Genomic DNA, 22,148 nt, shown 5'->3' on the forward strand with positions numbered 1-22,148 from the left:
GATGTAAGCCTACATCCCACCCGTCAGGCGCGGGCGAGCACCTCGCCGTGCAGGATGGCGAACCAGCCGTCGGGCGCCTGCGCCCAGGCCTGCCAGTCCTGCGCGATCTGCTCGAGCGCGACGTCGTCCGCCAGGCCGGCGTCCTTGGCCTGGCCGGCGAAGTTGGACTCGACGCAGCGCTCCGCCCACAGCTCGCCCCACCACTGCCGGTCGGTCGGCGTCGCGTAGCACCAGGACGACGCGGACGGCACGATCCCGTCCAGCCCGGCCTGCTGCACCCACGACATGAGGCGCCGGCCAGCATCGGGCTCGAAGCCGTAGGCGTGCGTGACCTCGTGGTACAGCTCGTTCCACTCGGTGAGGCCCGGGGACTCGGGGTACCAGGCCATCGCCGCGTAGTCGGCGTCGCGCACCGCGACGAGCCCACCCGGCTTGGCGACGCGCTTCATCTCGCGCAGCGCCGCGACCGGGTCGGACAGGTGCTGCAACAGCTGGTGGGCGTACACCACGTCGAACGCGTCGTCGGCGAACGGCAGCTCGTAGGCGTTCGCCTGCTCGAACCGCACGTTGCCGTAGCCGAGGGCCCCGGCGTGCTCGCGGGCCGCCTCGAGCACCTTGGAGCTCGCGTCGACTCCCACCACCTCGCCGCCGGCGATGATCCGGCCCAGGTCGGCGGTCACCGTGCCCGGCCCGCAGCCGACGTCCAGCAGGGACATGTCGTCGCGCAGGTGGGGCACCAGGAAGCCCGCCGAGTTCTGGGCGGTGCGGCTGCGGTGCGAGCGCAGCACGGACTCGTGGTGCCCGTGCGTGTACGACTCGGACTCCTTGCTCGGCACGGTGTGGTGCGTGCTCGGCGCCTCGATCGCGTCGTTGAGGTCGGCACCGGCCGGTTCAGGGGTCTCCTCGGGGCCGGGCTCCGTGCGCAGGTCGCTCATGGTCCTACCGTAGTGACCACCTGGCCTCCTGGCCGCGGGGTTCTCACGCTGCGGGACGACGCGCGCCACGCGCGGTGGCATCATCACGCCATGGGCGCGGCCACCGGCACGACGACGCCGCGCCTGCGCGCGGGGCTGAACCGGCTGGGCGGCGGCCCCGGGCGGGTGCCCGGCATCGACGTGGCCCGCGGGATCGCGGTGCTGGGCATGTTCACCGCGCACGTCGGGCTGACGACGCCGGAGGCCGGCCCGGCGTGGTGGCTGCTCGACCTGTCGCACGGCCGCTCGTCCATCCTGTTCGCCCTCGTGGCGGGCATCTCCGTGGCCATCGTCTCGGGCGGCCCACAGCCCCTGGACGGCGACCCGCTGCGCCGGGCCCGCACCCGCCTGCTCGTGCGCGCCGTGCTGCTGCTCGCGCTGGTCGCGCTGCTCGACCTGCTGGGCACCCGCGTGCTGCTGATCCTCGGCTTCTACGCGTGCTACTTCGTGCTCGCACTGCCCTTCCTGCGGTGGGGCCCGCGCCGGCTCGCGGTGCTGGCCGTGGCCGTCGCCCTCGTCGGCCCGGTGCTCGCGTACTGGGGGCCGGAGGTGCTCGCGCGGGCTGGCCTGCGCCTGCCGCGCGACGGGTCGGGCGCCGTGACGGACTTCGTGCTGACCGGGCACTACCCGGCGATCGTCTGGATGGCATACGCGCTGGCCGGGATGGCGATCGGCCGGTGCGACCTGCGCTCGCCGCGGCTGCGCACCGGGCTGCTCGTCGGCGGGCTTGCCGCCTGGTCGGTGTTCTCGCTGCTCTCGGGGTGGCTCGTCGGGGCCGCCGGCGGCCAGGAGGCGATCGTGGCGCAGCGCGACGCCGCATCGTCCGTCACCGGGGCTGCCTTCGCCTGGGACGACGCCTGGCCGGATGCGGCGGGCCTGCTCCTGGCAGGCCCGCACGACGACACGACCTTCGAGGCGCTCGCCTCGGGCGGGTTCGCGGTCGCCGTGGTGGGGCTGTGCCTGCACGTCGGGCGGGTCGGCCGGTGGGTGCTCGCGCCGCTCGCCGCGGTGGGGTCGATGGCACTGACCGTCTACTCGCTGCAGATCGTCGCGATCTGGCGGTGGGACCTGCTGGGGGCCACGAGCAACGGCCCGCTGGTCGTCCTGGTGGCGGTCACGCTGGTCGCGGCGACGGCGTGGCGGTTCCTGCTCGGTCGGGGGCCGCTCGAACGGCTGATGGGGCGGGTCGCCGACCGCGCCGCCGACCTCACGCCGCCCGCTCCGCCTCCCGATCGATCGTGAACCCGGCGGCGTGCTCCGCCAGAGCGGCGAGCACGTCGGCCGCGTCGAAGGTCTCTCCCGGCGCGACGGCGCCGGAGGCGCGGAACCGCCCGTCCAGGAGCCGCACCACGCCCTCCACGACGACCGGGGCGGAGACGGCGTAGATGTCCCGGCCCGCGGCGCTGAGGCGGCGCGTGGCGGTGCCGCGTCGCACGGCGACGTCCACGACGAACCGCTGCGCCGACCGGCCGTCCTCGTCGGCCGCGGACGGCGACGGTGTCGACTCGTCCCGCAGCTCGTCGAGGGAGGCAGAGCTCAGGTACGAGGTGAGCTCCCCGACCTCGAGGTGACGCGTGATGGTCACGACCTCCGAGAACGGCAGCTGCACGACCGGCTGCTGGCCCAGGGGCGCCGGGAACGACCACGTGCCGGTCGGCGCCGGGTTCGCGAGCGGCACCAGGGCGCCGTCGCGGACCACCAGCCGGGTCGCGGTGTTCCGCTCCCCCGTGACGCGGGTCCCGGCGGTAGGCCACCAGTGGTCGAGCCCGACGGCGACCTCGACGGCGTCCGCGCCGGGCTCGCCGTCGAGCGCGGCGGTGACGAGCAGGTCGGCCAGCCCGCCGTAGAAGGCCATGGCGGGCACGACGGCCACGCCGGCGGCGCGGGCGGGGGTGTCGAGCTCCCTGTAGACCTGCTGCACCGACGGCTGCTCGGCGGTGACGTCCAGGTAGTGCGCCCCGGCGGCCACGGCCGCGCGAGCCAGCGGCAGGGCGGTGTCCAGGAACGGTCCGGCGCAGTTCACCACCACCCCCACGCCCTCGAGAGCGCGCTGCAGGAGCTCGGGGTCGTCCACGCCGACCACCCGCCGCTCGAGGTCGGGGTGGCGGGCAGCGGCGGCCGCGAGCCGGGCGCCGCTGCGCCCGGCGAGCACGGGCGTCAGCCCGCGCGCCACCAGCTCGTCGACGACGAAGCCCCCCGTGTGCCCCGCCGCGCCGTAGACCATCACTCGCTGAGTTGCCTGCATGGCTCGATCCTGGTCGCCGCGCCGGCCGGCGACGAGCGTCCTGAACGACATCGTGCGTACGGTTTCGGACATGCCCCGAATCGCCCTCGCCCTGCACGGCTCGGCGATGCTGTACGAGGTGGCGATCGCGGCGGAGATCCTCGGGGTCGACCGCCCCGAGCTCGCGCCACGCGGCGCCTGGTACGACTTCGTGGTCTGCACCCCCGATGGCGAGACCCACCCGTGGCTGCCGGGCGCGCCGAGCGCCCCGTACTCCGAGCTGTCCCGCGTCGACCGCGTCGTCGTCCCCTCCACCGACGACCCCGACGCCGACCCGGACCAGCGCCTGGTCGACGCGCTCCGCGAGGCGCACGGCCGGGGCGTCGCGATCGCGTCGTTGTGCACCGGCGCCTTCGTGCTGGCGGCCGCCGGGCTCCTGGACGGCCGCACCGTGACCACGCACTGGATGCACGCCGACGACCTCGCCCGCCGCTACCCGCGGGTCGACGTGCGCGCGGACGTCCTCTACACGGACGACGGCGACGTGCTCACCTCCGCCGGCAAGACCGCCGCGCTCGACCTCTGCCTGCACCTCGTGCGCCGCGACCTCGGCGCCACGGCCGCCAACGGACTCGCGCGACGGCTCGTCGTCCCGTCCCACCGCAGCGGCGGCCAGGCGCAGTTCATCACCGCGCCGGCGGAGCCGCGGGCAGGCGCCGGGCTCGAGCCGGCCCTCGGGTGGGCCCGCGCCCGGCTCGACCGCCCGCTGACCGTGCGCGACCTCGCCGGGCGCGCCGGGCTCAGCACCCGCCAGCTCGCCCGCCGGATGCACGCGGAGCTCGGGACCGGGCCGCTGGACTGGCTGCACCAGCAGCGCCTCGCGCGGGCCCAGGAGCTCCTCGAGCGCACCGACGCCTCCGTGGAGCAGGTCGCTGTCAGCTCCGGCCTGGGTACCGCCGCCACGCTCCGGCGCCACTTCCACCGCGCGGTGGGCGTCACCCCCACGGCCTACCGGGCGACGTTCCGGGGCGCCTGATCCATCGGCAGGGCCAGGCTCCCCGGGCGATCGGCCGCGCCGGGTCACCGCGTCGAAGCCGAGGCGTACGCCTCGATGCCGTCCACCACGTCGCCGTCGGGCAGGGCCCGCGGGCGCTACCCGGAACGCTGACCGCCGCCTGGACGCCCCGTGGACGGGACAGGTCGTCGGTCGGCATGATCGCGGGCGTGACGACTACTGAAGACCTGGTCCTGGCCGCCGCGCGGAACAACGCCGCGTGGTGCGCCACCGTGAGCCGCACGCACGGGTGCGCCGGGAAGGCGGGGCCACAGGCGTGGGCGAGCCCCACCCGCACGCCGGGTCTGTACCCGGACGCCGTCACCCTCGTGCCGGGGGCCGACGCGGGCGCACTGCTCGCCCGGATCGACACCCGGTCGCCAGGCGCCTCCGTCAAGGACAGCTTCGCCGACCTCGACCTCACCCCGACCGCGCCGGGCACCCGGTTCGAGGTCGCGTTCGAGGTCGCGTTCGAGGCGAGCTGGATCCATCGGCCGGCCGCGACCGCGCCCGAGGCCGCGACGCCCGACATCACCTGGGCCGCTGTTCGTGACGCCGCCACGCTGCACGCGTGGGCGGGCGCCTGGGACGACGGCGCGGGGTACGCCGGGACCTTCCGCCCGGGGCTCCTGGCAGATCCGGGCACGACGGTCCTCGCCGGCCGCACCGGGACGGGCGAGGTCGTCGCAGGGGCGGTCGCGACGCGCACGGACGGCGTCGTCGGGCTCTCGAACGTCTTCGCCGTCCCCGGGGCAGGCGGGACTGCCTGGCCCGGAGTGCTGGACGCCGTGTCCCGCGCTTTTCCCGGCGTCCCGGTGGTGGGCTACGAGAGCGGCGAGGACCTCGAGGCCGCGCTGCCGCACGGCTTCGAGGCGGTCGGGTCGCTGCGCGTCTGGATCGCGACTACAGGGTGACGGTGCCCGCGATGGCCGTGACCGCGGCGCCTGCGACCCACACCGCGCCGTCGTCGTCCCGGCGCACGTACACCCGCCCGCGGCGGCCGAGCGCGGTGCCCTGCGAGGCGACGTACGACGCGGGCAGCACGTCCCCCGCGAGCCACTGGCCCAGCCCGGCGTTGAGGCTGCCAGTCACCGGGTCCTCGACGACGCTTCCCCGTTCGCCGTAGAACGCCCGGACCTCGACGGCGACGTCCGCGCCCTGCGGCCACGACCCGACGACGCCGATTTTGAGGTCGCCGAGCGCGCTCGGGTCCGGCTCGATGGCGAGCACCGCGTCGGCGTCACGCAGCCGTACCCCGACCCATCCCGGGCCGTTGTCGATCCACTCGGCGGCCACGACGTCGGCCGTGGTGACCCGAAGCGCCCTGGCGATCCGTGCGAGGTCCTCCGGAGTGACCGGGCCGGACCGGAGCAGCGGGGGCGCCGCGAAGGCGAGCCGGTCACCGTCGCGCCGGACGGTCACGAGCCCGACCCCGCACTCCTGCACCACCTGCCCGGCGCTGCGCGGCACGCCGCCGGCCTCGAGCCAGGCGTGGGCCGTGCCGAGCGTCGGGTGGCCCGCGAACGGCAGCTCACCGCCCGGCGTCCAGATCCGCACGCGGTAGTCGGCGGCGCGTCCGTCGGGCGTGTCCGTCGGGGCGAGCAGGAACGTCGTCTCCGACAGGTTGGTCCAGCGCGCGAAGGCGGCCATCTGCTCGTCGGCGAGGTCGTCGGCGTCGTGCACCACGGCCACGGGGTTGCCCGTGAGCGGGCCGGTGGCGAAGACGTCGACCTGACGGAACGGATGGCGGAAGGGATGCGTGTGCGGCACGCGCCACACCGTAGTGGCCGCGCGGGCCGCCGGGGCGACCGTCCCGCGCTCGTACCCTGGTGGGGTGCGCCCCCTCACCCTCGACGACCCCGCGGCCGCGCCGGCCGCCGGCACGGTCGTGCCCGCCGCCGAGTGGGGGCCGCGCGCCGCCGCGCACGCCGAGCGGGCGGACGCCCTGACCGCCGTGTGGCGCGACGCCCGCGACCGCGGCGAGAAGCACGCCATCGAGGACTTCCTGTTCACCTACTACCCCACGCGGGCGAGCCACCTGCGCCGGTGGCACCCCGGCCCGGGCGCGGTGCTCGAGGGCGCCGACGAGCACGCCGTCCGGCGCTGGTACCGCGAGGTTGCGCTGCCGGGCGGCGGCGCCGGCGCGACGCTCGACGTCGACGCCTTCCTCGCCGACCGCGGCGACACCGTCCGCTACGTGCGCGCGCTGGTCGGGGCCACGGCCGCGCGCCCCGGCACGTTCGGCTGCTTCGGCCTGCACGAGTGGGCGATGGTCTACCGCGACCGTGAGGCGGGGCGCGACCACCGGCACCCGCTCCCCCTGCGGCTCGGGCACGACGGCACCGACGCGGTCGTCGAGTCGCACCGCATCGCGTGCTCGCACTTCGACGCGTACCGCTTCTTCACGCCCGAGTCGCGCGAGCGCAACCAGCTGCGGCCCACCCGCGAGCGCCAGCCCGCGATGGAGCAGCCGGGCTGCCTGCACGCGGGCATGGACCTCTACAAGTGGGCCACCAAGCTGGGGCCGGCCGTGCCCGGCGAGCTGCTGCTCGACGCGTTCGAGCTCGCCCGCGACATCCGGTACACCGACATGGCCGCCGCGCCCTACGACGTCTCGGCGTACGGCATCGAGGCCGTGCCGATCGAGACGCCGGAGGGCAAGGCCGAGTACGTGCGCCGCCAGCGCGGGTTCACCGCGCGTGGCCAGGAGCTGCGCGCCCGACTCGTCGAGGTCTGCGACTCACTCCTGCCCCGGGAGTGACGTCGTTCGCCGCCTTCCCCCTGTCGGTTGACGACGTCGTACGACGGCGGTGACCGCGCGCGGTCCGCAGCTCCGGCACGATGGGGGCGTGACGACGGTGGCGGCGATGACGAGCGGTGACTGGTATCAGGACGGTCCGGAGCTCGCCCGACTTCGAGACCGGTGCGCTCGGACACTTGACGGACTGCGGCTGGCCGCGCCGGCGGACCGGGCACAGCGCGACGAGATCTTGCGTGAGCTGCTCGGTCATCTCGGCGACCGGGCAGAGGTTGTGCCGAGCTTCCGGTGCAGCTATGGGTTCAACGTGTCGATCGGCGCCGACGCTTTCGTCAACGCCGATGCCTTCTTCATGGACGACGCCCCGATCGTCATCGGGCCCCATGCGCGCCTCGGGCCCTCGGTGCAGCTCATGACAGCGTTGCACCCGGTCGAGGACCACGAGATGCGACGCGCAGGTTGGGAGCGCGCGCTCGGGATCGAGGTCGGCGAGAACGCCTGGCTCGGGGCGGGCGTCATCGTCGGGCCAGGGGTCCGCATCGGCAGGGACACCGTCGTCGGCGCCGGGAGCGTCGTGCTCAAGGACCTTCCGGAGCGGGTCGTCGCCGCCGGGAGCCCTGCCACGGTCGTCCGGCGAACCTAGGATCTCCGCGGCGGCCACTATCCGGCGTCGCGCGACAGCCAGCGCTACGAGCCACCCCAACGGGACGAACATCGCGACGTTCCCCAGCACGTTGAACACGCCGAAGGCGTGGTCACCGACGAGCCCCGCACGGATCGAGCTCCCCGCGCAGGTTCGCGGCCCCGGCGCCCTCCCAGGAGCCGGGCATCGTCACCGCGAGGACTCCAAGGACCGACGCCCCCGCAGGGGAAGGCCGTCAGAGGAAGACCGTCAGTGGGAGGCCATCCCGCTGACCATCGCGCGCCAGGTCACCGGCCCGACGACGCCGTCCACGTCGACGCCGAACGCGGCCAGCGCGGACTGGAACTCCCGCACCGCGGTCTCGGTCTTCGCACCGAAGACGCCGTCCACCAGGAGATCGAACGCGCCTCGGGTGTCGAGCTCGGACTGCGCACCCCGCACGGCGTGGCCGCGGCTGCCCTGCCGCACGGTGACGATGATCGCGCCCCAGGTGAGCGGGCCGACGACGCCGTCCACCTCGAGGCCGAAGTCGCGCTGCGAGGCGCGCACGGCCGCCTCGGTGAGCGAGCCGAAGGACTGGTCGACCTCCAGGTCGTGGCCGTGCTCGTTGAGCAGGTGCTGCAGCGTGCCGACGGGGTGGAACTTGTCACCCGGGCGGACGATCGGCCACGGGTCGAGAGCTCGGTCGGTCGTGACGGACATCGTCGTCTCCTTCGCGGGGCCGGGCGGGGCGGATCGTCGCCCGGGGGGCCCGACATCCTCGCCCGGAGGGAGCGGACGCGACCCGCCCAGATACGTCGACGGGGTCAGGCCCCGGCGCGGCGCGCCCGCAGCGCGGCCTGCGCGTTGCGGTTGGTGCAGGCGGTGGAGCAGTACCGCCGCGACCGGTTACGCGACAGGTCGAGCACGAGGCCGTCGCAGTCCGCGTCGGCGCAGACCGTGAGGCGGGAGTGCTCGCCGGCGCGGACGACGTCGATCATCGCCATGGCGGTCTCGACGGCGATGCGGTCGTCGAGCGGCGCGTCGGCGGCGACCGCGTGCACGTGCCAGTCCTGCCCCGTGTGCCGCACGAGCCGGGGCCGCGCCCCGGAACGCTCGAGCAGGTCGTTGACCATCGCGGCCGCGTCGTCGCGGCCTGCGAGCAGCAGCCGTCGCAGGCGCGGCGCCAGCGCCCGCACCCGGGCCAGCTCGGCCTCGGTGCCGTCGTGCCGGCCCGTGTAGCCCTGCCGCGTGAAGAACGCGTCGAGGTCGGCCACCGTCGTGAGCGTGCGCGGCGGCTCCTCCGCGTTGACGAGGTCGACGGCAGCCCGCAGCGAGATCACCGTGTCATGTGCGAAGACCACGTTGACACGTTATCCCACGATGTCTAGCGTCATGGGTCATGAGCACTGTGGCGCATGACGTGACCGCACCGCCCCGGTGGGGCTCCGGCCTCGCCCTCGCGGTCGCGTCCGCAGTGAGCTTCAGCCTGTCGGGGCCGCTCGCCGCCGGGCTCTTCGGGACCGGGTGGAGCCCGGGCGCCGTCGTCCTCGTGCGCGTCGCGATCGGCGCGCTCGTCGTGCTCCCGTTCGGCGTCGCTGCCCTGCGCGGCGACTGGCGCCCCGTGCGACGCAACATGCGGCTGCTGCTCGCGTACGGCGCGCTCGGGGTCGCGGCCACGCAGTTCTGCTACTTCGCCGCCGTGCAGCACATGCAGGTGGGCCCGGCGCTGCTGATCGAGTACTCCTCGCCCGCTGCCGTGGTCGCCTGGCTGTGGCTGCGGCACGGGCAGCGCCCCGGCCGCACGACGCTCGCCGGCATCGCGCTCGCCGCCGCCGGCCTCGTGCTGGTCCTCGACCTCACCGGCACGCGGCTCGACCCCGCCGGCGTGGCCTGGGCGCTCGGCGCGATGGTCGGGGTCTCGGCCTACTTCCTCCTCAACGCCCGCGGGGGCACCGGTCTGCCCCCGCTGAGCCTCGCGGCGGGCGGGCTCGTCGTGGGCGCCGTCGTGCTGGGGCTGCTCGCCGCGGTCGGCGTCATGCCCGTCACCGCCACGGCGGACCCGGTGGCGCTGGCGGGCGCGGTCGCGCCCGTGTGGGCGGTGCTCGGGACGCTCGGGGTGGTGACCGCGGGCGTCGCCTACGTCACGGGGGTGGGTGCCGGGCGGCGGCTCGGCGCGCGGCCGGCGTCGTTCGTGGGGCTGCTCGAGGTGCTCAGCGCCGTGGTCTTCGCCTGGCTCCTGCTCGACGAGCTGCCGCGACCCGTCCAGCTCGCCGGCGGGCTGCTCGTGCTGGCCGGCGTGGTCGTCGTCCAGCAGGGCGAGACCGCCACGCGGCGCAGGGCGCCGGACGCCGCGGCGGCAGTCGACGCCGCGCGCCCGTCCGCCTGAACCCTCCGCGAATTCTGTGGGCCCCGGGCGCCCCCGGTGCGAGGATGCGGCCATGTCCCACGTCCTGGCCTCCGCGCCGACCGAGCGCGTCGTCGTGCCCGAGCGGGTGCGCCTCCTCGCCGCCGGGGACGAGATCGTGCCCGTCTGGCACAACGAGCTCGGGGGCCTCACGTTCCGCCTGACCCGGCACGACGACGGATCCGACGCCAGGTCGGGAGTCAGTTCGGGAAGCACCGAGCGCTACGTCAAGTGGGTGCCGGCCGGCACCCCCGAGCTCGACCTCGACGCCGAGGTCGAGCGCCTTGCCTGGGCCGGCCCCTACACCCCCGTCCCCCGCGTGCTCGAGACCGGCGAGGACGCCGCCGGGCGCTGGCTCGTCACGGCCGGCATCGCGGGCCGCTCGGCCGTCGACCTGCGGTGGCTCGCCCACCCCGAGACGGCCGCCCGGGCGATCGGCGCCGGCCTGCGCGCCCTGCACGACACGCTCCCGGTCGACGACTGCCCGTTCTCGTGGGGCGTCGCCGACCGCGTCGCCCGCATGAAGCCCGCCGCCCGCGCGCAGGTCGGCGACGTGCCCGACGACGACCGGATCGTCGTGTGCCACGGCGACCCGTGCGCCCCCAACACGCTGCTGGACGACGGCGGCCGCTGGACCGCGCACGTCGACCTCGACGCCCTCGGCGTCGCCGACCGCTGGGCCGACCTCGCCGTCGCTAGCTACAGCCTGGAGTGGAACTACGGCGACGGCTACGAGCCGGCGTTCTTCGACGCGTACGGGATCGCCCCCGACGCCGAGCGCATCGCCTTCTACCGGCGGCTGTGGGACCTGGGCTGAGCGCCCTACTGAGCGCCCCTGCCCGGTCCCCGCGTACGGGAGAACCCGTACGCGCGGTCGCCGAGATCACGGCGAGATGACGCGGTTCCCCTGATGTGCAGGGCTGGACGACGTTCTAGCGTCGAATTTGTCCAGCTTCCTCACGAACGGGAGAGCAACGATGCGACTGCGTTCAACCCTCCTCGCCGCGGCCGTGGGTGCCGTGGCGGTCCTCGCGCCGGTGGCAGTGGCGCCGACGGCGTCCGCGCACGGTTGGGTCACCAACCCACCCAGCCGGCAGGACCACTGCGCGAAGGGAACCACCCCCTTCGACTGCGGTGACATCAAGTACGAGCCGCACAGCGTCGAGGGAGCCAAGGGCTCCATGGAGTGCTCGGGCGGCAACTCGCGCTTCGGGATCCTCGACGACGACAGCCTGGCCTGGCCTCGCACCGAGGTCGGGTCGAGCGAGACGTTCCGGTGGCAGCTCACCGTGCGGCACGCCACGTCCACCTGGGAGTACTTCGTCGACGGGGTGCTGCACCGCACGTTCGACGACGGCGGCGCGCAGCCCGAGGAGATCGTCGAGCACACGGTCGACAACCTGCCCGCCGGCAACCACACCATCTTGGCCCGGTGGAACGTCGCCGACACGGCCAACGCGTTCTACGCCTGCGTGGACGTGACCGTCAGCTAGCCGATCAGGTCGACGGCTCGGGACGGCCCGTCGTCCCGAGCCGTCGTCCCCGATCCACCGGTTGGCGTGGCCTGGAAGAATGGCCCGACCATGACTTCCCCGACCTCGACCACCTCGCCCCCCTCCGACGCCGCCCCGGCCCCGCGCCCCGCCGGCACGCTCCTGCCGTACCTGCCCGCGCCGACGGGAGGTACCCCGGATCCCGACGTCCTCTTCGAGGGCTTCGGCGAGTGGGCGACGGGCACGGGTCGCCCGCTGTACCCGCACCAGGAGGAGGCGCTGCTCGAGCTGATGACGGGCTCGCACGTCGTGCTGGCGACCCCGACCGGCTCCGGCAAGTCGATGGTCGCGATGGGCGCCCAGTTCGCCGCCCTCGCCGCGCGCCGCTCGGGGCTCGGCGGGCGCACCTACTACACCGCGCCGCTGAAGGCGCTGGTGAGCGAGAAGTTCTTCGACCTCGTCGCCGCCTTCGGATCTCGCAACGTCGGGATGATGACCGGCGACTCCGCGGTCAACGCCGACGCCCCGATCATCTGCTGCACCGCGGAGATCCTGGCCAACCTCGCGCTGCGCCGCGGGCCCGACGCCGCCCCCGGCGCCGACGGCGCGCTGGCCGACGACGCGATCGCCCAGGTCGTCATGGACGAGTTCCACTTCTACGGCGACCGGCAGCGCGGCTGGGCGTGGCAGGTGCCGCTGCTGGAGCTGCCGCACACGCAGTTCCTGCTGATGTCCGGCACCCTCGGCGACACCACGCGCCTGCGGGCGGACCTCGCGGAGAGCAGCGGCCGCCCCGTCGCGGAGGTCGCGGGCGCCGAGCGCCCCGTGCCCCTCACGTTCTCCTACGTCGTCGAGCCGCTCACCGACGTCATCGCCGAGCTGGTCACGACCCACCGCGCCCCGGTCTACGTCGTGCACTTCACGCAGAAGGACGCCGTCGAGCGCGCGCAGGCGCTGCTGTCCACGACCGTCGCCTCCAAGGAGGAGAAGGCCACCATCGCCGCCGAGATCGGCGCGTTCCGGTTCGGCACCGGGTTCGGCAAGACGCTGAGCAAGTTCCTGCGTGCGGGTATCGGCGTGCACCACGCGGGCATGCTGCCCAAGTACCGGCGGCTCGTGGAGCGGCTCACCCAGCGCGGCCTGCTCAAGGTGGTCTGCGGCACGGACACCCTCGGCGTGGGCATCAACGTGCCCATCCGCACGGTGCTCATGACGTCGCTGGTGAAGTTCGACGGCGAGCGCATGCGCCACCTCACCGCCCGCGAGTTCCACCAGATCTCCGGCCGGGCCGGCCGCGCCGGCTTCGACACCGTGGGCGAGGTGATCGTCATGGCGCCCGAGCACGTCATCGAGAACCGCAAGATACTCGCCAAGGCAGGCGACGACCCCAAGAAGATCAAGAAGGTGGTGCGCAAGAAGGCGCCCTCGGGGTCCGTCAACTGGACCGACGCCACCTTCGAGCGGCTGCGCGACGCGGAGCCCGAGCCCCTGTCCAGCCAGTTCCACGTCAACCACGCCATGGTGCTCAACGTGCTCGCGCGGGCTTCGACCCTTCGACAGGCTCAGGACGGCGCAGGCTCGACAAGCGGGGCCTCGACCGACCCGGTCGAGGCCATGCGGCACCTGCTCACCGAGAACCACGACACCGACGCGCAGCGGTCGGCGCACGTGCGCCAGACCTTCCGCATCTACCGGTCCCTGCGCATCGCCGGCGTCGTGGAGAAGGTCCGCGTGCCCGACCCGACGCGTCCCGCCGGGTACCGCCCCAGCGTGCGCCTCGTCGTCGACCTCCCGCGCGACTTCGCGCTCAACGCGCCCCTGTCGCCGTTCGCCCTCGCCGCGATGGACCTGCTCGACGTCGAGAGCCCCACGCATGTGCTCGACGTCGTGTCCGTCATCGAGGCCACGCTCGACGACCCGCGCCAGATCCTCTACGCCCAGCAGAACAAGGCGAAGGGCGAGGCCGTCGCGGCGATGAAGGCCGAGGGCATGGAGTACGAGGAGCGCATGGAGGCGCTCGAGGACGTCACCTGGCCGCGCCCGCTGGCCGACCTGCTCGAGCCCGCGTTCGCCACCTACAAGCGGTCCAACCCGTGGGTGGCCGACGCCGAGCTGGCGCCCAAGTCCGTGGTGCGCGACATGCTCGAGCAGGCGATGACGTTCACCGAGCTCGTCAGCATCTACGGCCTGGAGCGCACGGAGGGCGTGGTGCTGCGCTACCTCGCCGACGCGTACCGCGCGCTGCGCCAGGTGGTGCCCGAGGAGCACCGCACCGAGGAGGTGCACGAGGTGGTCGAGTGGCTCGGCGAGCTGGTGCGCGGCGTCGACTCGTCCCTGCTCGACGAGTGGGAGCGGCTGCAGAACCCGGTGGACGACGACGCGGACACGATGATCGAGGGCGAGCTGGCGGAGGTCGGGGCCGAGGCGCCCGCACGCCCGGTCACCGGCAACCCGCGCGCGTTCCGCCGGCTGGTGCGCAACGCGACGTTCCGCCGGGTCGAGCTGGCCGCCCGCGAGGACTACCACGCGCTCGGGGCGCTCGACGGCAGCCACGGCTGGGACGGCGACGCCTGGGCCGCCGCCCTGGACCCCCTGTTCGACGCGCAGGGCGACGACGCGATCGGGATCGGCCCGGCGGCCCGATCCGCGGCGCTCCTGACGATCGTCGAACCCGGGGCCGAGCTGCCCGGCGGCGCCACGGCCACCACGCCCGACGGCGTCGAGCACGCCGAGGTGCCCGCGGGGACCTGGTGGGTGCGCCAGGTGCTGGACGACGCGGACGGCGACCACGACTGGGCGATCACGGCGCTCGTCGACCTCGCCGCCAGCGACGAGGCCGGCTCGGTCGCGCTCACGGTCGTCGACGTCGGGCGGTTCTGAGCCGGTCGCCGCCCGGTTGCGGGCAGGGCGCGCCCGCCGTCTGATCGAGTGAGGGCGTCGACCCCGACGCGCCTCGACGGCAGGAGCCCGGCATGGACAACTCGACCACCGTCTGGATCATCGTCGCCATCGTCGTGGTGCTGCTCCTCGTGCTGCTCGCGTGGTCGCTGGTGCGCCGGTCCCGCGCGGCGGCCGAGCGGCGGCGCACGGCCCAGCGCAAGGAGGCGGCGGAGCTGCGCCGCACGGCGGAGCACGATCGCATCGCCGTGCAGGAGCGTGAGGCCTCGGCCTCGACCCTCGACGCGGAGGCGCAGACGTCGCAGGCGGAGGCCGACCGGAAGGCGGCCGAGGCCGCGCGGCTGCAGGAGCAGGCGCGGGGCCGGGAAGCCAGCCTCGACGAGCACCGGGCCGAGATCGACGAGCGGCTGCGCCGCGCGGACGAGCTGGACCCCGAGGGGACGGCGACCCCCGACCAGCCGGACGCCGGCCAGCAAAGCACCCCGCGGCGCGGGGCGGACGCACCCGCGGACACGCCGCGCGAGGGCGGCGAGGGCGGCGATCCCGGGGCCCACCGCGCCTGACGGCGGCCCGCTCAGCCCAGGTGGACGAGCCCCTGGACGAGGGTCGCGACACCCCCGACGTACGCGAGGACGATCAGTCCGCGGCGGACGGTGGCGGCGGGGACGCGCGGCGCCAGCAGGTCACCGATGACGAGGCCCGCGACGATCGCGCCGAGCACGACCGCCCACTGCCAGACGGCGAAGGGCGGGAACGACGCGTCCGTGAGCACCAGCTTGGCGACGAGGGCGGCCGCGGCGTTGGTGGCGAAGAAGGGCTGGGCCGTGGCGGCGAACCGGCGCGGGTCCCAGCCGGTGAGCACGGAGTAGATCGCGACCGGCGGGCCCCCGATGCCGGCCGCCACGCTCCCGACCCCGCTCGCGATCCCCGTGACGACCAGAGGCCCGCGCGCCACCGCGCGCACCGGGTGCCGGCCGTCGCGACGGAGGCGGGTCGTGACGACGGCAAGCGTCATCGCGACGACGACGACGGCCCCGACGGTGACCTCGAGCGCCGCGCGCCCTGCGTCCCTCAGCAGCAGCGCGGCGGGCACCATCACCACCACCGACGTCCCGGCGAGCCACGCATACCGGCGCCAGTCCACGTCACGCGCCACCCGGCCCAGGATGAGCGTGGACGCGATCGCGCCCGAGAGGTTGACGAACAGCACGCCCTCCAGCGGGCCCACGATGAGCACGATGAACGGCCCCGCGACGAGCCCGAAGCCCATACCCGTGACCCGCTGGAGCGACCCGCCCACGAGGATCGCGAGGACGAGGAGGGCGAGCACCTCACCACGGTACGCGGTCGCGGCCGCACCGATGAGTGCGCGTGCCGCCCGACCAGGACGAGCCGTGGCCGTCGAACCTGCGGGTCGACCTCGCGCCGGTGCCCGGCGACACCCAGGTCGTCATCCGCGAGGTGCCGCACCCCGCCGGGAGCGTCGAGCTGGGGCGCGAGTCGTGGCGGAAGAAGTTCCCTCGCCTCGAGCACGCCCTCGCCGGACGGTGCGCGCGGGCCACGAGGGCACGGCAGAATCGCCGGCGTGGCGAAGAAGGGCAGGCAGGCCTCGCACGGCACCCCGGCGGTGACCGCCCTGGAGATGGCTGGGGTGGACTACACCGTGCACGCCTACGACCACGACCCCACCTCGGACCTCAGCTACGGGCTCGAGGCCGCACAGGCGCTCGGCCTCGACCCCGCGATCGTCCTCAAGACCCTGCTGGCCGACGTCGACGGCACCCTCGTAGTCGGCATCGTGCCCGTGGAGCGCACGCTCGACCTCAAGGCGCTCGCCCGCGCGGTCGGCGGTAAGCGTGCCGCGATGACGGATCCCGCCGCGGCGCAGCGTGCCACCGGCTACGTGGTGGGCGGCATCTCGCCGCTCGGCCAGAAGAGGCGGCACGCCACCGTGCTCGACGAGTCCGCCTCCGGCCACGACGTCGTGTACGTCTCGGGCGGGCGCCGCGGCCTCGACGTCTCCCTCGCGCCCGCGGACCTGCTGCGGCTCACCGACGGAGTGCTGGCGCCGATCGCCCGCGGCTGACCGCCCACCGACGTCCTCGACCGCGCTCTGCGCACCGGCGACCGTCGTGAGCTCGGCGCACCTGCCGGTGTGCCGACCTGCCCGGCGGCTGTCGTCGTCGAGGTCCGTCAGAGCCCGGGCGCTGCCGTCGATCGACGGAGGATGAGCTCCGGTGGCGGGTCACCGATGAACGTGTCCGCGACCTGTACCTGGCCGTCAAGCCGGTCGATCAGCATACGTGCGGCGGCAAGGCCGAGCTCGAAGAGAGGCATCCTCACCGTCGTCAGGGCGACCGGTAGGTGCGCCACGAACCAGGGATCGTGGATGGCGACCACCGAGAGGTCGTGGGGGACGGCGACACCCGCATCACGGAGGGTACTCAACACACCGGCGGCCGTGACCGCATTGGCCACGACGACGGCCGTCAGGCTCGGTTTACGGAGCAGGTCGTCTGTCGCCGCAGCGCCCTTGGATGCCGTCCATCCTGCGGGGATCACGGAGGCGTGCAGGCCGTGCTGTTCAAGAGTGCGGCGGTACCCGCGCTCGCGGCGGACCGAGCTCGGCGATCGCGCCGGTCCGCCGACGAACGCGATGCGTTCGTGGCCGAGGCTCACGAGATGCTCCGTGGCCAGCGCACCCGCTGCGCGGTCGTCCAACGACACGGCGGGCGCTGCCGTGCTGACCTCTGAGTTCACGAGGACGGCGGGGACCGTGCTGGCGATCTGCTCGACCAGGCGGTCGCCGGGGCCGTATCCCGTCTGCAGGATGACCCCGTCGAGGCGGCCGCGCGCCACGAAGGAGCGGAGCTGGCCGTTGTTGGTCGCGAGGTCCTCAGCGTCGGCGAGCAGGGTGACGTAACCGGCCTCGGCGCACCGGCTCTGCGCCCCCTTGAGCACGGCGACGTTGATGGGGCTGTCCAGGTCGTGCATCACCAGACCGATGGCGCCTGCGCGAGCCCCGCGCAACGAACGGGCGACGCTGTTGGGGGTGTACCCGAGATCGCGGGCGGCCTGGACGATCCGGCGCCGAGTCTCGTCACGCACGTGCACGGTCGGATCCTCGTTGAGGACGCGGGATGCCGTCGGAGCCGCAACCCCCGCCTTTTGCGCCACTTCACGGAGCGTTGCAGTGCGCGTCATCCCGTGCCGCCGGGCGCGGTGATGATCTCCACCGCCCCACCATACCGGTGATCAAAAGGCGAGGTTTGACGCGTCGAGTCATTGCAGTTACGGTGCCGTAAATCGATTACCTAGCCGCAATGGAGGGGGCAGACGTGAAGACTGGCCTGCGTCAGAATTCAGCTTCGTACGACGTCGTCGTGATCGGAGGGGGTCCCGGCGGCCTCTCCGCTGCGATCGCGGCCGGGCGGTCCGGCGCCCGGACTCTGATCGTCGAGCGCACCGCAGCGCTAGGGGGCGCCGCCGCGTCCGGTCTCGGGATCCTCGGCTACCTCGACCGCTCCGGCGAGCAGGCACTGGGCGGAATCGCACAGGAGCTGATCGACCGCCTGATGCTCGTCGGTGGCTCGCCCGGGCATTTCCGTTGCCCGGTCCACAACTCGATCACTCCCGTGTCACCCGATCTGGTCAAGATCGTTGCCGTGCAACTCTGCGAGGAAGCGGGGGTGGACGTCCTCTTCGACAACGAGCTCCTTGACGTCGAGGTAGACCAGGCCGGTGAGATCCGGGCGGTGACCGTTTTCGGGAAGCTGACGCGGACACGGATCGAAGCGAAGGTCGTCATCGACGGCACGGGGGACGGCGACGTGGCCTACCTCGCCGGTGTGCCCTTCTCGGCCGGCCAGGACGGCTCGGGGACGATGCAGCCCAGCACGCTGATGTTCACGGTGACAGGCCACGACCTCGAGCGGTTCTGGACGTTCCTCGATGAGCATCCCCACGAGATGGGCATCAAGGAGGACTACGCGGCGGGCTACGACGTCGACTTCCTCCGCCGCACCCGCGGTCACTGCTTCATCGGGCTGACCGACCTCGTGGCGGGGGCGCGCGAGCGAGGCGACCTCACAGTCCCGCGCAATCAGTTCATCTACATCAGCACGGCGTCCGAGCGCCTGCTCGCCATCAACACCTCGCGGGTGACCAGGATCGACGCCAGCGACCCGGTCGAGCTCTCAGGCGGCCTGCAGAGCGGGTACAAGCAGGTTCTGCAGATCGTCGAGTTCATGCGGACCGTCCCCGGTTTTGAGCACATCGAGATCTCCCAGATCGCCCCCGCCCTCGGGGTCCGCGAGACTCGCCACTTCGCCGGAGAGCAGCGGCTCACCATGGACAGCCTCTACGACCCCGAGACGGCCGAGACGGCCGTCGCGCAGTCGGCCTACAACATCGACATCCATTCCGGCACCGGGGAGGGCATCGACCTGACGGTCGTCGAGAAGCCGTTCGGCATCCCCTACGGCTGCCTGGTGCCGCAGGAGGTCGACGGTCTGCTGCTGAGCGGCCGCACCATCTCGCTGGACTCCACGGTGTTCGCCTCGGCCCGGGTCATGGGAACGTGCCTGGCGATCGGCGAAGCCGCCGGGACCGCCGCAGCCATCGCCGTGAGCGAAGAGATCACGGTGCGCGATGTCGATGTCGCAGATCTGCGCTCTCGGCTGCTCGCCAACGGCGGCATCCTGCCCGCGGCCGATTCAGTACGAGAGCGTGCCGAGGCGACCCTGAGCGATCGGGTCTGACGCGAAGCGAGAAGTACGTCGATGTCACGAAGGAGTGAATGGATGAGTCAACAACGTGAGGACGCCGCCGCGCGAGACAAGAGGTCTCGCTCCCGGATGACGTTGGCCAGCACGGTGGGCACGGTTCTGGAGTGGTACGACTTCAACCTGTACGGGCTGGCGGCCGCCCTGGTGTTCGGGCCGTTGATGTTCGGCAACTCGTCGGTCTCGGGAACGCTGGCATCGTTCGCTACGCTCGGCGTCGGCTTCCTGGCGCGTCCGATCGGTGGGCTGGTGCTCGGCAACCTCGGGGACCGGATCGGCCGGAAGCCTGTGCTCATGGCCAGCTTCATCACGATGGGTATCAGCTCGGCCCTCATCGGCTGTCTCCCGACCTACGACCAAGTGGGGATGCTGGCCCCGGTGCTTCTCGTCACGTTGCGAGTCGTCTCCGGATTTGCGGTGGGAGGCGAGTTCGCCGGCGCTGCTCTGCTCACGATCGAGAGCGCACCGGCCAGTCAGCGCGGTCTTCGCGGGGCGTTGCCGTCGATGGGGACCGGCGCCGGGTTCGTCCTCGCGACCGTGGTCTTCGCGGTGTTCTCCATGCTGCCCGACGAGACCTTCCTCAGCTGGGGCTGGCGCGTCCCGTTCCTGGCCGGTATCGCGCTGGCCGTCTTCGGCGCGATCGTCCGGAGCCGGCTGGAGGACACCCCAGAGTTCACAGGTGCCCAGGCCGCCGACAAGGTCGTTCACTTCCCGTTGGGACGTGTCGTCCGGGAGTATCGCGGTTCAATCCTGCGGATCATCGGCGTCACCATGGGAGTCAGCGTCTGGGGCTACCTGATCCAGACCTTCGTCCTGTCCTACGGGACGACGGACCTCGGGATCGACAAGTCCGCCCTGCTGTGGGCCATTGGCTTCGCCGCCGGCCTGGAGATCCTCACGATCCCGTTCTGGGGCTGGCTCTCCGACCGCATCGGGAGGCGAAAGGTCATGGTCGCCGGCGTGGCGTTGACGATCCTCTACGTGTTCCCCTTCTTCGCGCTCCTGCACACGGGAAGCACGCCATTGGTATGGCTGGCCATCATCATCGGGCTGCCGATCCTCAAGGACATGATCTTTGGGCCGATGGCCGCCCTCGTCGCCGAGATGTTCGACTCCGGTGTCCGTTACAGCGGCGTCAGCGCAGGCCGAGAGATCGGAACGGCAATCTTCGGTGGGACAGCGCCGCTGATCGGCACGGCGCTCATCGCGGCGGCGTCCGGGCAGGTCTGGCTGCTGGGGATCTACATCGTGCTCGCGCTGGCCGTCACGGGTGTCGCGGTGGTCGTAGGCAGTGACAACTCCGACAAGGAGCTCTCCGACATCGGGGCCCAGCCGGCGAGCACGCCCCTGGACTCTGTCGCACTTCCGTGAGTCCGGGTGCCAGTGGCTGAGCCCTCTCTCCACACCCCAGCGCGTCCCTCTTCGTGGCCGCGACGGTCGCCCCGGTGGCACGGTGGCCCGGGTCGATCTTCCGGTCCCGGACGAGCCGGACCCGCTCGGGCAGGAAGGCGTAGCTACGGGCCGACGCCGGGGACCGTCCACATTGATGGCAGCGGTTGATGCAGGTTGATCCCTCTCGCCGCCGGGGCCTCAGTGCTGGTACGTCGGGAAGCGGGCGTCGCTCGGCACGATGTCCTTGCCCAGCGGCAGCAGCGAGATCGGGATCATCTTGAGGTTCGCGATCGCGAGCGGGATGCCGATGATCGTGATCGCCTGCGCGATCGCGGTGGTGATGTGCCCGATGGTGAGCCAGATCCCCGCGAAGACGATCCAGATGATGTTGCCCAGCACCGACCACCCGCCGGCCCCCGGCTTGTCGACCACGGTGCGGCCGAACGGCCACAGCGCGTAGCCCGCGATGCGGAACGACGCGATGCCCCACGGGATGGCGACGATCGTGATGCAGCACAGGATTCCCGCCGCGGCATAGCCGAGCGCGAGCCAGAAGCCGCCGAACACGAGCCAGATGATGTTGAGCAGTGCTTTCACGCCACCATCCTCGCTGCTCGCACGCCGCCCGCACCACCCGGGACTCCCCCGACCGGACCCTGAGATCCGGGTGCCAGCCGGGTGCCGTCCGCGTGCCAGGGAGCCGCTCCTCACTCCGTAGGATGGGCCGCATGCCCAGCTGTCCCGGGATCCCCGCGCGTCTCGCCGCCGTCCACGCCCGCGTGGCCGCGGCCGCCCGCGACGCCGGTCGTGACCCCCGCGAGGTCCGCGTGCAGCTGGCCACCAAGACCCAGGACGCCGAGACGCTGCTCGCCGGCGTGCACGCAGCCCTCGACCACGCCGCCGAGACCGGCGACGACCGGCCGGTGCTGATCGGCGAGAACCGCGTGCAGGAGCTCGTCGCCAAGGCGCCGGCGCTGGCCGGGCTCGTCGTCGCCGGGCGGGTCGAGGCACACCTCATCGGCCACCTGCAGAAGAACAAGGTCAACCAGGTGCTCACCGCGGCCTCCGCCGTCGACTCCGTGGACTCCGCCGCCCTCGCCCGGGCGCTGTCCACCCGGTGCGAGCGCGACGGCCGCACGCTCGACGTCATGGTGCAGGTCAACGTGTCCGGCGAGGACACCAAGACCGGGGTGGGCCCCGACGACGCCGCGGCACTCGCCACCGAGATCGCCGCCCTCCCCGGCCTGCGCCTCACGGGGTTCATGACCATCGGCGCCCGCTCGGACGACGACGAGCTCGTCCGGGCCGGCTTCGCCCGCCTGCGCCGAATCCGCGACGACGTCCTCGCGAGCGGCGCGCCCGGCACCGTCACGGCCCACGAGCTCTCCATGGGCATGACCGGCGACCTCGAGCTCGCCGTCGCCGAGGGCGCGACGATCGTCCGCGTCGGCACCGCCGTCTTCGGCGCCCGCCCCGCCGCGAGGTAGTCCCGAATTCCGCGAGGTAGTTCGAAATCTCGCGAGGTAGTTCCGCGCTCGCGAC

22 protein-coding genes are annotated in these 22,148 nt (G+C 73.2%); 14 read left to right on the plus strand and 8 right to left on the minus strand.

Features of this window, described 5'->3' with window-relative positions:
* Nucleotides 1-23: 23 nt before the first annotated feature.
* Nucleotides 24-935, minus strand: a complete 912-nt coding sequence (locus AC1C2V_RS11615) for a methyltransferase domain-containing protein (RefSeq protein WP_495389766.1) — start codon at nt 933-935, stop codon at nt 24-26.
* 90 nt (nt 936-1,025) lie between these two features.
* Between AC1C2V_RS11615 and AC1C2V_RS11620 the strand changes: the two genes are divergently transcribed.
* Nucleotides 1,026-2,216, plus strand: a complete 1,191-nt coding sequence (locus AC1C2V_RS11620) for a heparan-alpha-glucosaminide N-acetyltransferase domain-containing protein (RefSeq protein WP_495389767.1) — start codon at nt 1,026-1,028, stop codon at nt 2,214-2,216.
* On the opposite strand, the gene AC1C2V_RS11625 is transcribed toward AC1C2V_RS11620, so the two are convergent.
* Complete coding sequence (locus AC1C2V_RS11625) at nt 2,182-3,219, minus strand: saccharopine dehydrogenase family protein (protein ID WP_495389768.1); 1,038 nt, start codon at nt 3,217-3,219, stop codon at nt 2,182-2,184. The genes AC1C2V_RS11620 and AC1C2V_RS11625 overlap by 35 nt on opposite strands.
* A 70-nt stretch (nt 3,220-3,289) precedes the next feature.
* Here AC1C2V_RS11625 and AC1C2V_RS11630 point away from each other — a divergent pair, with 70 nt between their 5' ends.
* Both AC1C2V_RS11630 and AC1C2V_RS11635 read left to right on the plus strand, forming a co-directional pair.
* Nucleotides 3,290-4,234 carry a GlxA family transcriptional regulator gene (locus AC1C2V_RS11630; protein WP_495389769.1) on the plus strand — a complete coding sequence of 315 codons (945 nt, stop codon included), beginning with the start codon at nt 3,290-3,292 and terminating at the stop codon, nt 4,232-4,234.
* Nucleotides 4,235-4,422: 188 nt separating this feature from the next.
* Nucleotides 4,423-5,166, plus strand: a complete 744-nt coding sequence (locus AC1C2V_RS11635) for a hypothetical protein (protein WP_495389770.1) — start codon at nt 4,423-4,425, stop codon at nt 5,164-5,166.
* Here the strand turns inward: AC1C2V_RS11635 and AC1C2V_RS11640 are convergent.
* Nucleotides 5,156-6,022: a PhzF family phenazine biosynthesis protein gene (locus AC1C2V_RS11640; protein WP_495389771.1), complete on the minus strand. Its 867-nt coding sequence runs from the start codon at nt 6,020-6,022 to the stop codon at nt 5,156-5,158. The genes AC1C2V_RS11635 and AC1C2V_RS11640 overlap by 11 nt on opposite strands.
* 64 nt (nt 6,023-6,086) lie before the next feature.
* Here AC1C2V_RS11640 and AC1C2V_RS11645 point away from each other — a divergent pair, with 64 nt between their 5' ends.
* Nucleotides 6,087-7,013 carry a 3-methyladenine DNA glycosylase gene (locus AC1C2V_RS11645; RefSeq protein WP_495389772.1) on the plus strand — a complete coding sequence of 309 codons (927 nt, stop codon included), beginning with the start codon at nt 6,087-6,089 and terminating at the stop codon, nt 7,011-7,013.
* A gap of 88 nt (nt 7,014-7,101) precedes the next feature.
* The gene (locus tag AC1C2V_RS11650) at nt 7,102-7,653 is read left to right on the plus strand and encodes a sugar O-acetyltransferase (protein WP_495389773.1); all 552 of its coding nucleotides are present in this window, start codon (nt 7,102-7,104) and stop codon (nt 7,651-7,653) included.
* 249 nt (nt 7,654-7,902) lie between these two features.
* On the opposite strand, the gene AC1C2V_RS11655 is transcribed toward AC1C2V_RS11650, so the two are convergent.
* Both AC1C2V_RS11655 and AC1C2V_RS11660 read right to left on the minus strand, forming a co-directional pair.
* Nucleotides 7,903-8,355: a peptidoglycan-binding domain-containing protein gene (locus AC1C2V_RS11655; protein ID WP_495389774.1), complete on the minus strand. Its 453-nt coding sequence runs from the start codon at nt 8,353-8,355 to the stop codon at nt 7,903-7,905.
* 104 nt (nt 8,356-8,459) lie between these two features.
* On the minus strand, nt 8,460-8,996 hold the full coding sequence (locus tag AC1C2V_RS11660) for a CGNR zinc finger domain-containing protein (protein WP_495389775.1): 537 nt from the start codon (nt 8,994-8,996) through the stop codon (nt 8,460-8,462).
* Nucleotides 8,997-9,034: 38 nt separating this feature from the next.
* Between AC1C2V_RS11660 and AC1C2V_RS11665 the strand changes: the two genes are divergently transcribed.
* The 5 genes from AC1C2V_RS11665 (at nt 9,035) to AC1C2V_RS11685 (ending at nt 14,993) form a co-directional block, all read left to right on the plus strand.
* The gene (locus AC1C2V_RS11665; protein WP_495389776.1) at nt 9,035-10,021 is read left to right on the plus strand and encodes an EamA family transporter; all 987 of its coding nucleotides are present in this window, start codon (nt 9,035-9,037) and stop codon (nt 10,019-10,021) included.
* Nucleotides 10,022-10,073: 52 nt separating this feature from the next.
* On the plus strand, nt 10,074-10,856 hold the full coding sequence (locus AC1C2V_RS11670; RefSeq protein ID WP_495389777.1) for a phosphotransferase: 783 nt from the start codon (nt 10,074-10,076) through the stop codon (nt 10,854-10,856).
* A 160-nt stretch (nt 10,857-11,016) separates the two neighbouring features.
* The gene (locus AC1C2V_RS11675) at nt 11,017-11,532 is read left to right on the plus strand and encodes a lytic polysaccharide monooxygenase auxiliary activity family 9 protein (protein ID WP_495389778.1); all 516 of its coding nucleotides are present in this window, start codon (nt 11,017-11,019) and stop codon (nt 11,530-11,532) included.
* 90 nt (nt 11,533-11,622) lie between these two features.
* Complete coding sequence (locus AC1C2V_RS11680; RefSeq protein ID WP_495389779.1) at nt 11,623-14,412, plus strand: DEAD/DEAH box helicase; 2,790 nt, start codon at nt 11,623-11,625, stop codon at nt 14,410-14,412.
* Between the two features lie 92 nt (nt 14,413-14,504).
* Nucleotides 14,505-14,993 (plus strand): hypothetical protein, encoded by a 489-nt coding sequence (locus tag AC1C2V_RS11685; protein WP_495389780.1) that lies wholly within the window; start codon nt 14,505-14,507, stop codon nt 14,991-14,993.
* Nucleotides 14,994-15,004: 11 nt separating this feature from the next.
* Here the strand turns inward: AC1C2V_RS11685 and AC1C2V_RS11690 are convergent, their stop codons facing one another.
* Entirely contained in the window at nt 15,005-15,760 is a 756-nt protein-coding gene (locus AC1C2V_RS11690) for a sulfite exporter TauE/SafE family protein (protein WP_495389781.1), read from the minus strand.
* 255 nt (nt 15,761-16,015) lie between these two features.
* On the opposite strand from AC1C2V_RS11690, the gene ybaK reads away from it, so the two are divergent.
* A complete protein-coding gene (ybaK, locus tag AC1C2V_RS11695) occupies nt 16,016-16,516 on the plus strand; it encodes a Cys-tRNA(Pro) deacylase (protein ID WP_495389782.1) in 501 nt (166 codons plus the stop codon).
* 107 nt (nt 16,517-16,623) lie between these two features.
* On the opposite strand, the gene AC1C2V_RS11700 is transcribed toward ybaK, so the two are convergent.
* Complete coding sequence (locus tag AC1C2V_RS11700; RefSeq protein ID WP_495389783.1) at nt 16,624-17,634, minus strand: LacI family DNA-binding transcriptional regulator; 1,011 nt, start codon at nt 17,632-17,634, stop codon at nt 16,624-16,626.
* A 134-nt stretch (nt 17,635-17,768) separates the two neighbouring features.
* Here AC1C2V_RS11700 and AC1C2V_RS11705 point away from each other — a divergent pair, with 134 nt between their 5' ends.
* Nucleotides 17,769-19,190, plus strand: coding sequence for an FAD-dependent oxidoreductase (locus AC1C2V_RS11705; RefSeq protein WP_495389784.1), 1,422 nt, complete (start codon nt 17,769-17,771; stop codon nt 19,188-19,190).
* A 42-nt stretch (nt 19,191-19,232) separates the two neighbouring features.
* Entirely contained in the window at nt 19,233-20,585 is a 1,353-nt protein-coding gene (locus AC1C2V_RS11710) for an MFS transporter (protein ID WP_495389785.1), read from the plus strand.
* Nucleotides 20,586-20,804: 219 nt separating this feature from the next.
* Here the strand turns inward: AC1C2V_RS11710 and AC1C2V_RS11715 are convergent, their stop codons facing one another.
* Nucleotides 20,805-21,203 (minus strand): YccF domain-containing protein, encoded by a 399-nt coding sequence (locus AC1C2V_RS11715; protein ID WP_495389786.1) that lies wholly within the window; start codon nt 21,201-21,203, stop codon nt 20,805-20,807.
* A 131-nt stretch (nt 21,204-21,334) separates the two neighbouring features.
* On the opposite strand from AC1C2V_RS11715, the gene AC1C2V_RS11720 reads away from it, so the two are divergent.
* On the plus strand, nt 21,335-22,093 hold the full coding sequence (locus AC1C2V_RS11720) for a YggS family pyridoxal phosphate-dependent enzyme (protein WP_495389787.1): 759 nt from the start codon (nt 21,335-21,337) through the stop codon (nt 22,091-22,093).
* Nucleotides 22,094-22,148: the final 55 nt, after the last annotated feature.

It is taken from the genome of Isoptericola sp. Y541 (assembly GCF_059445465.1).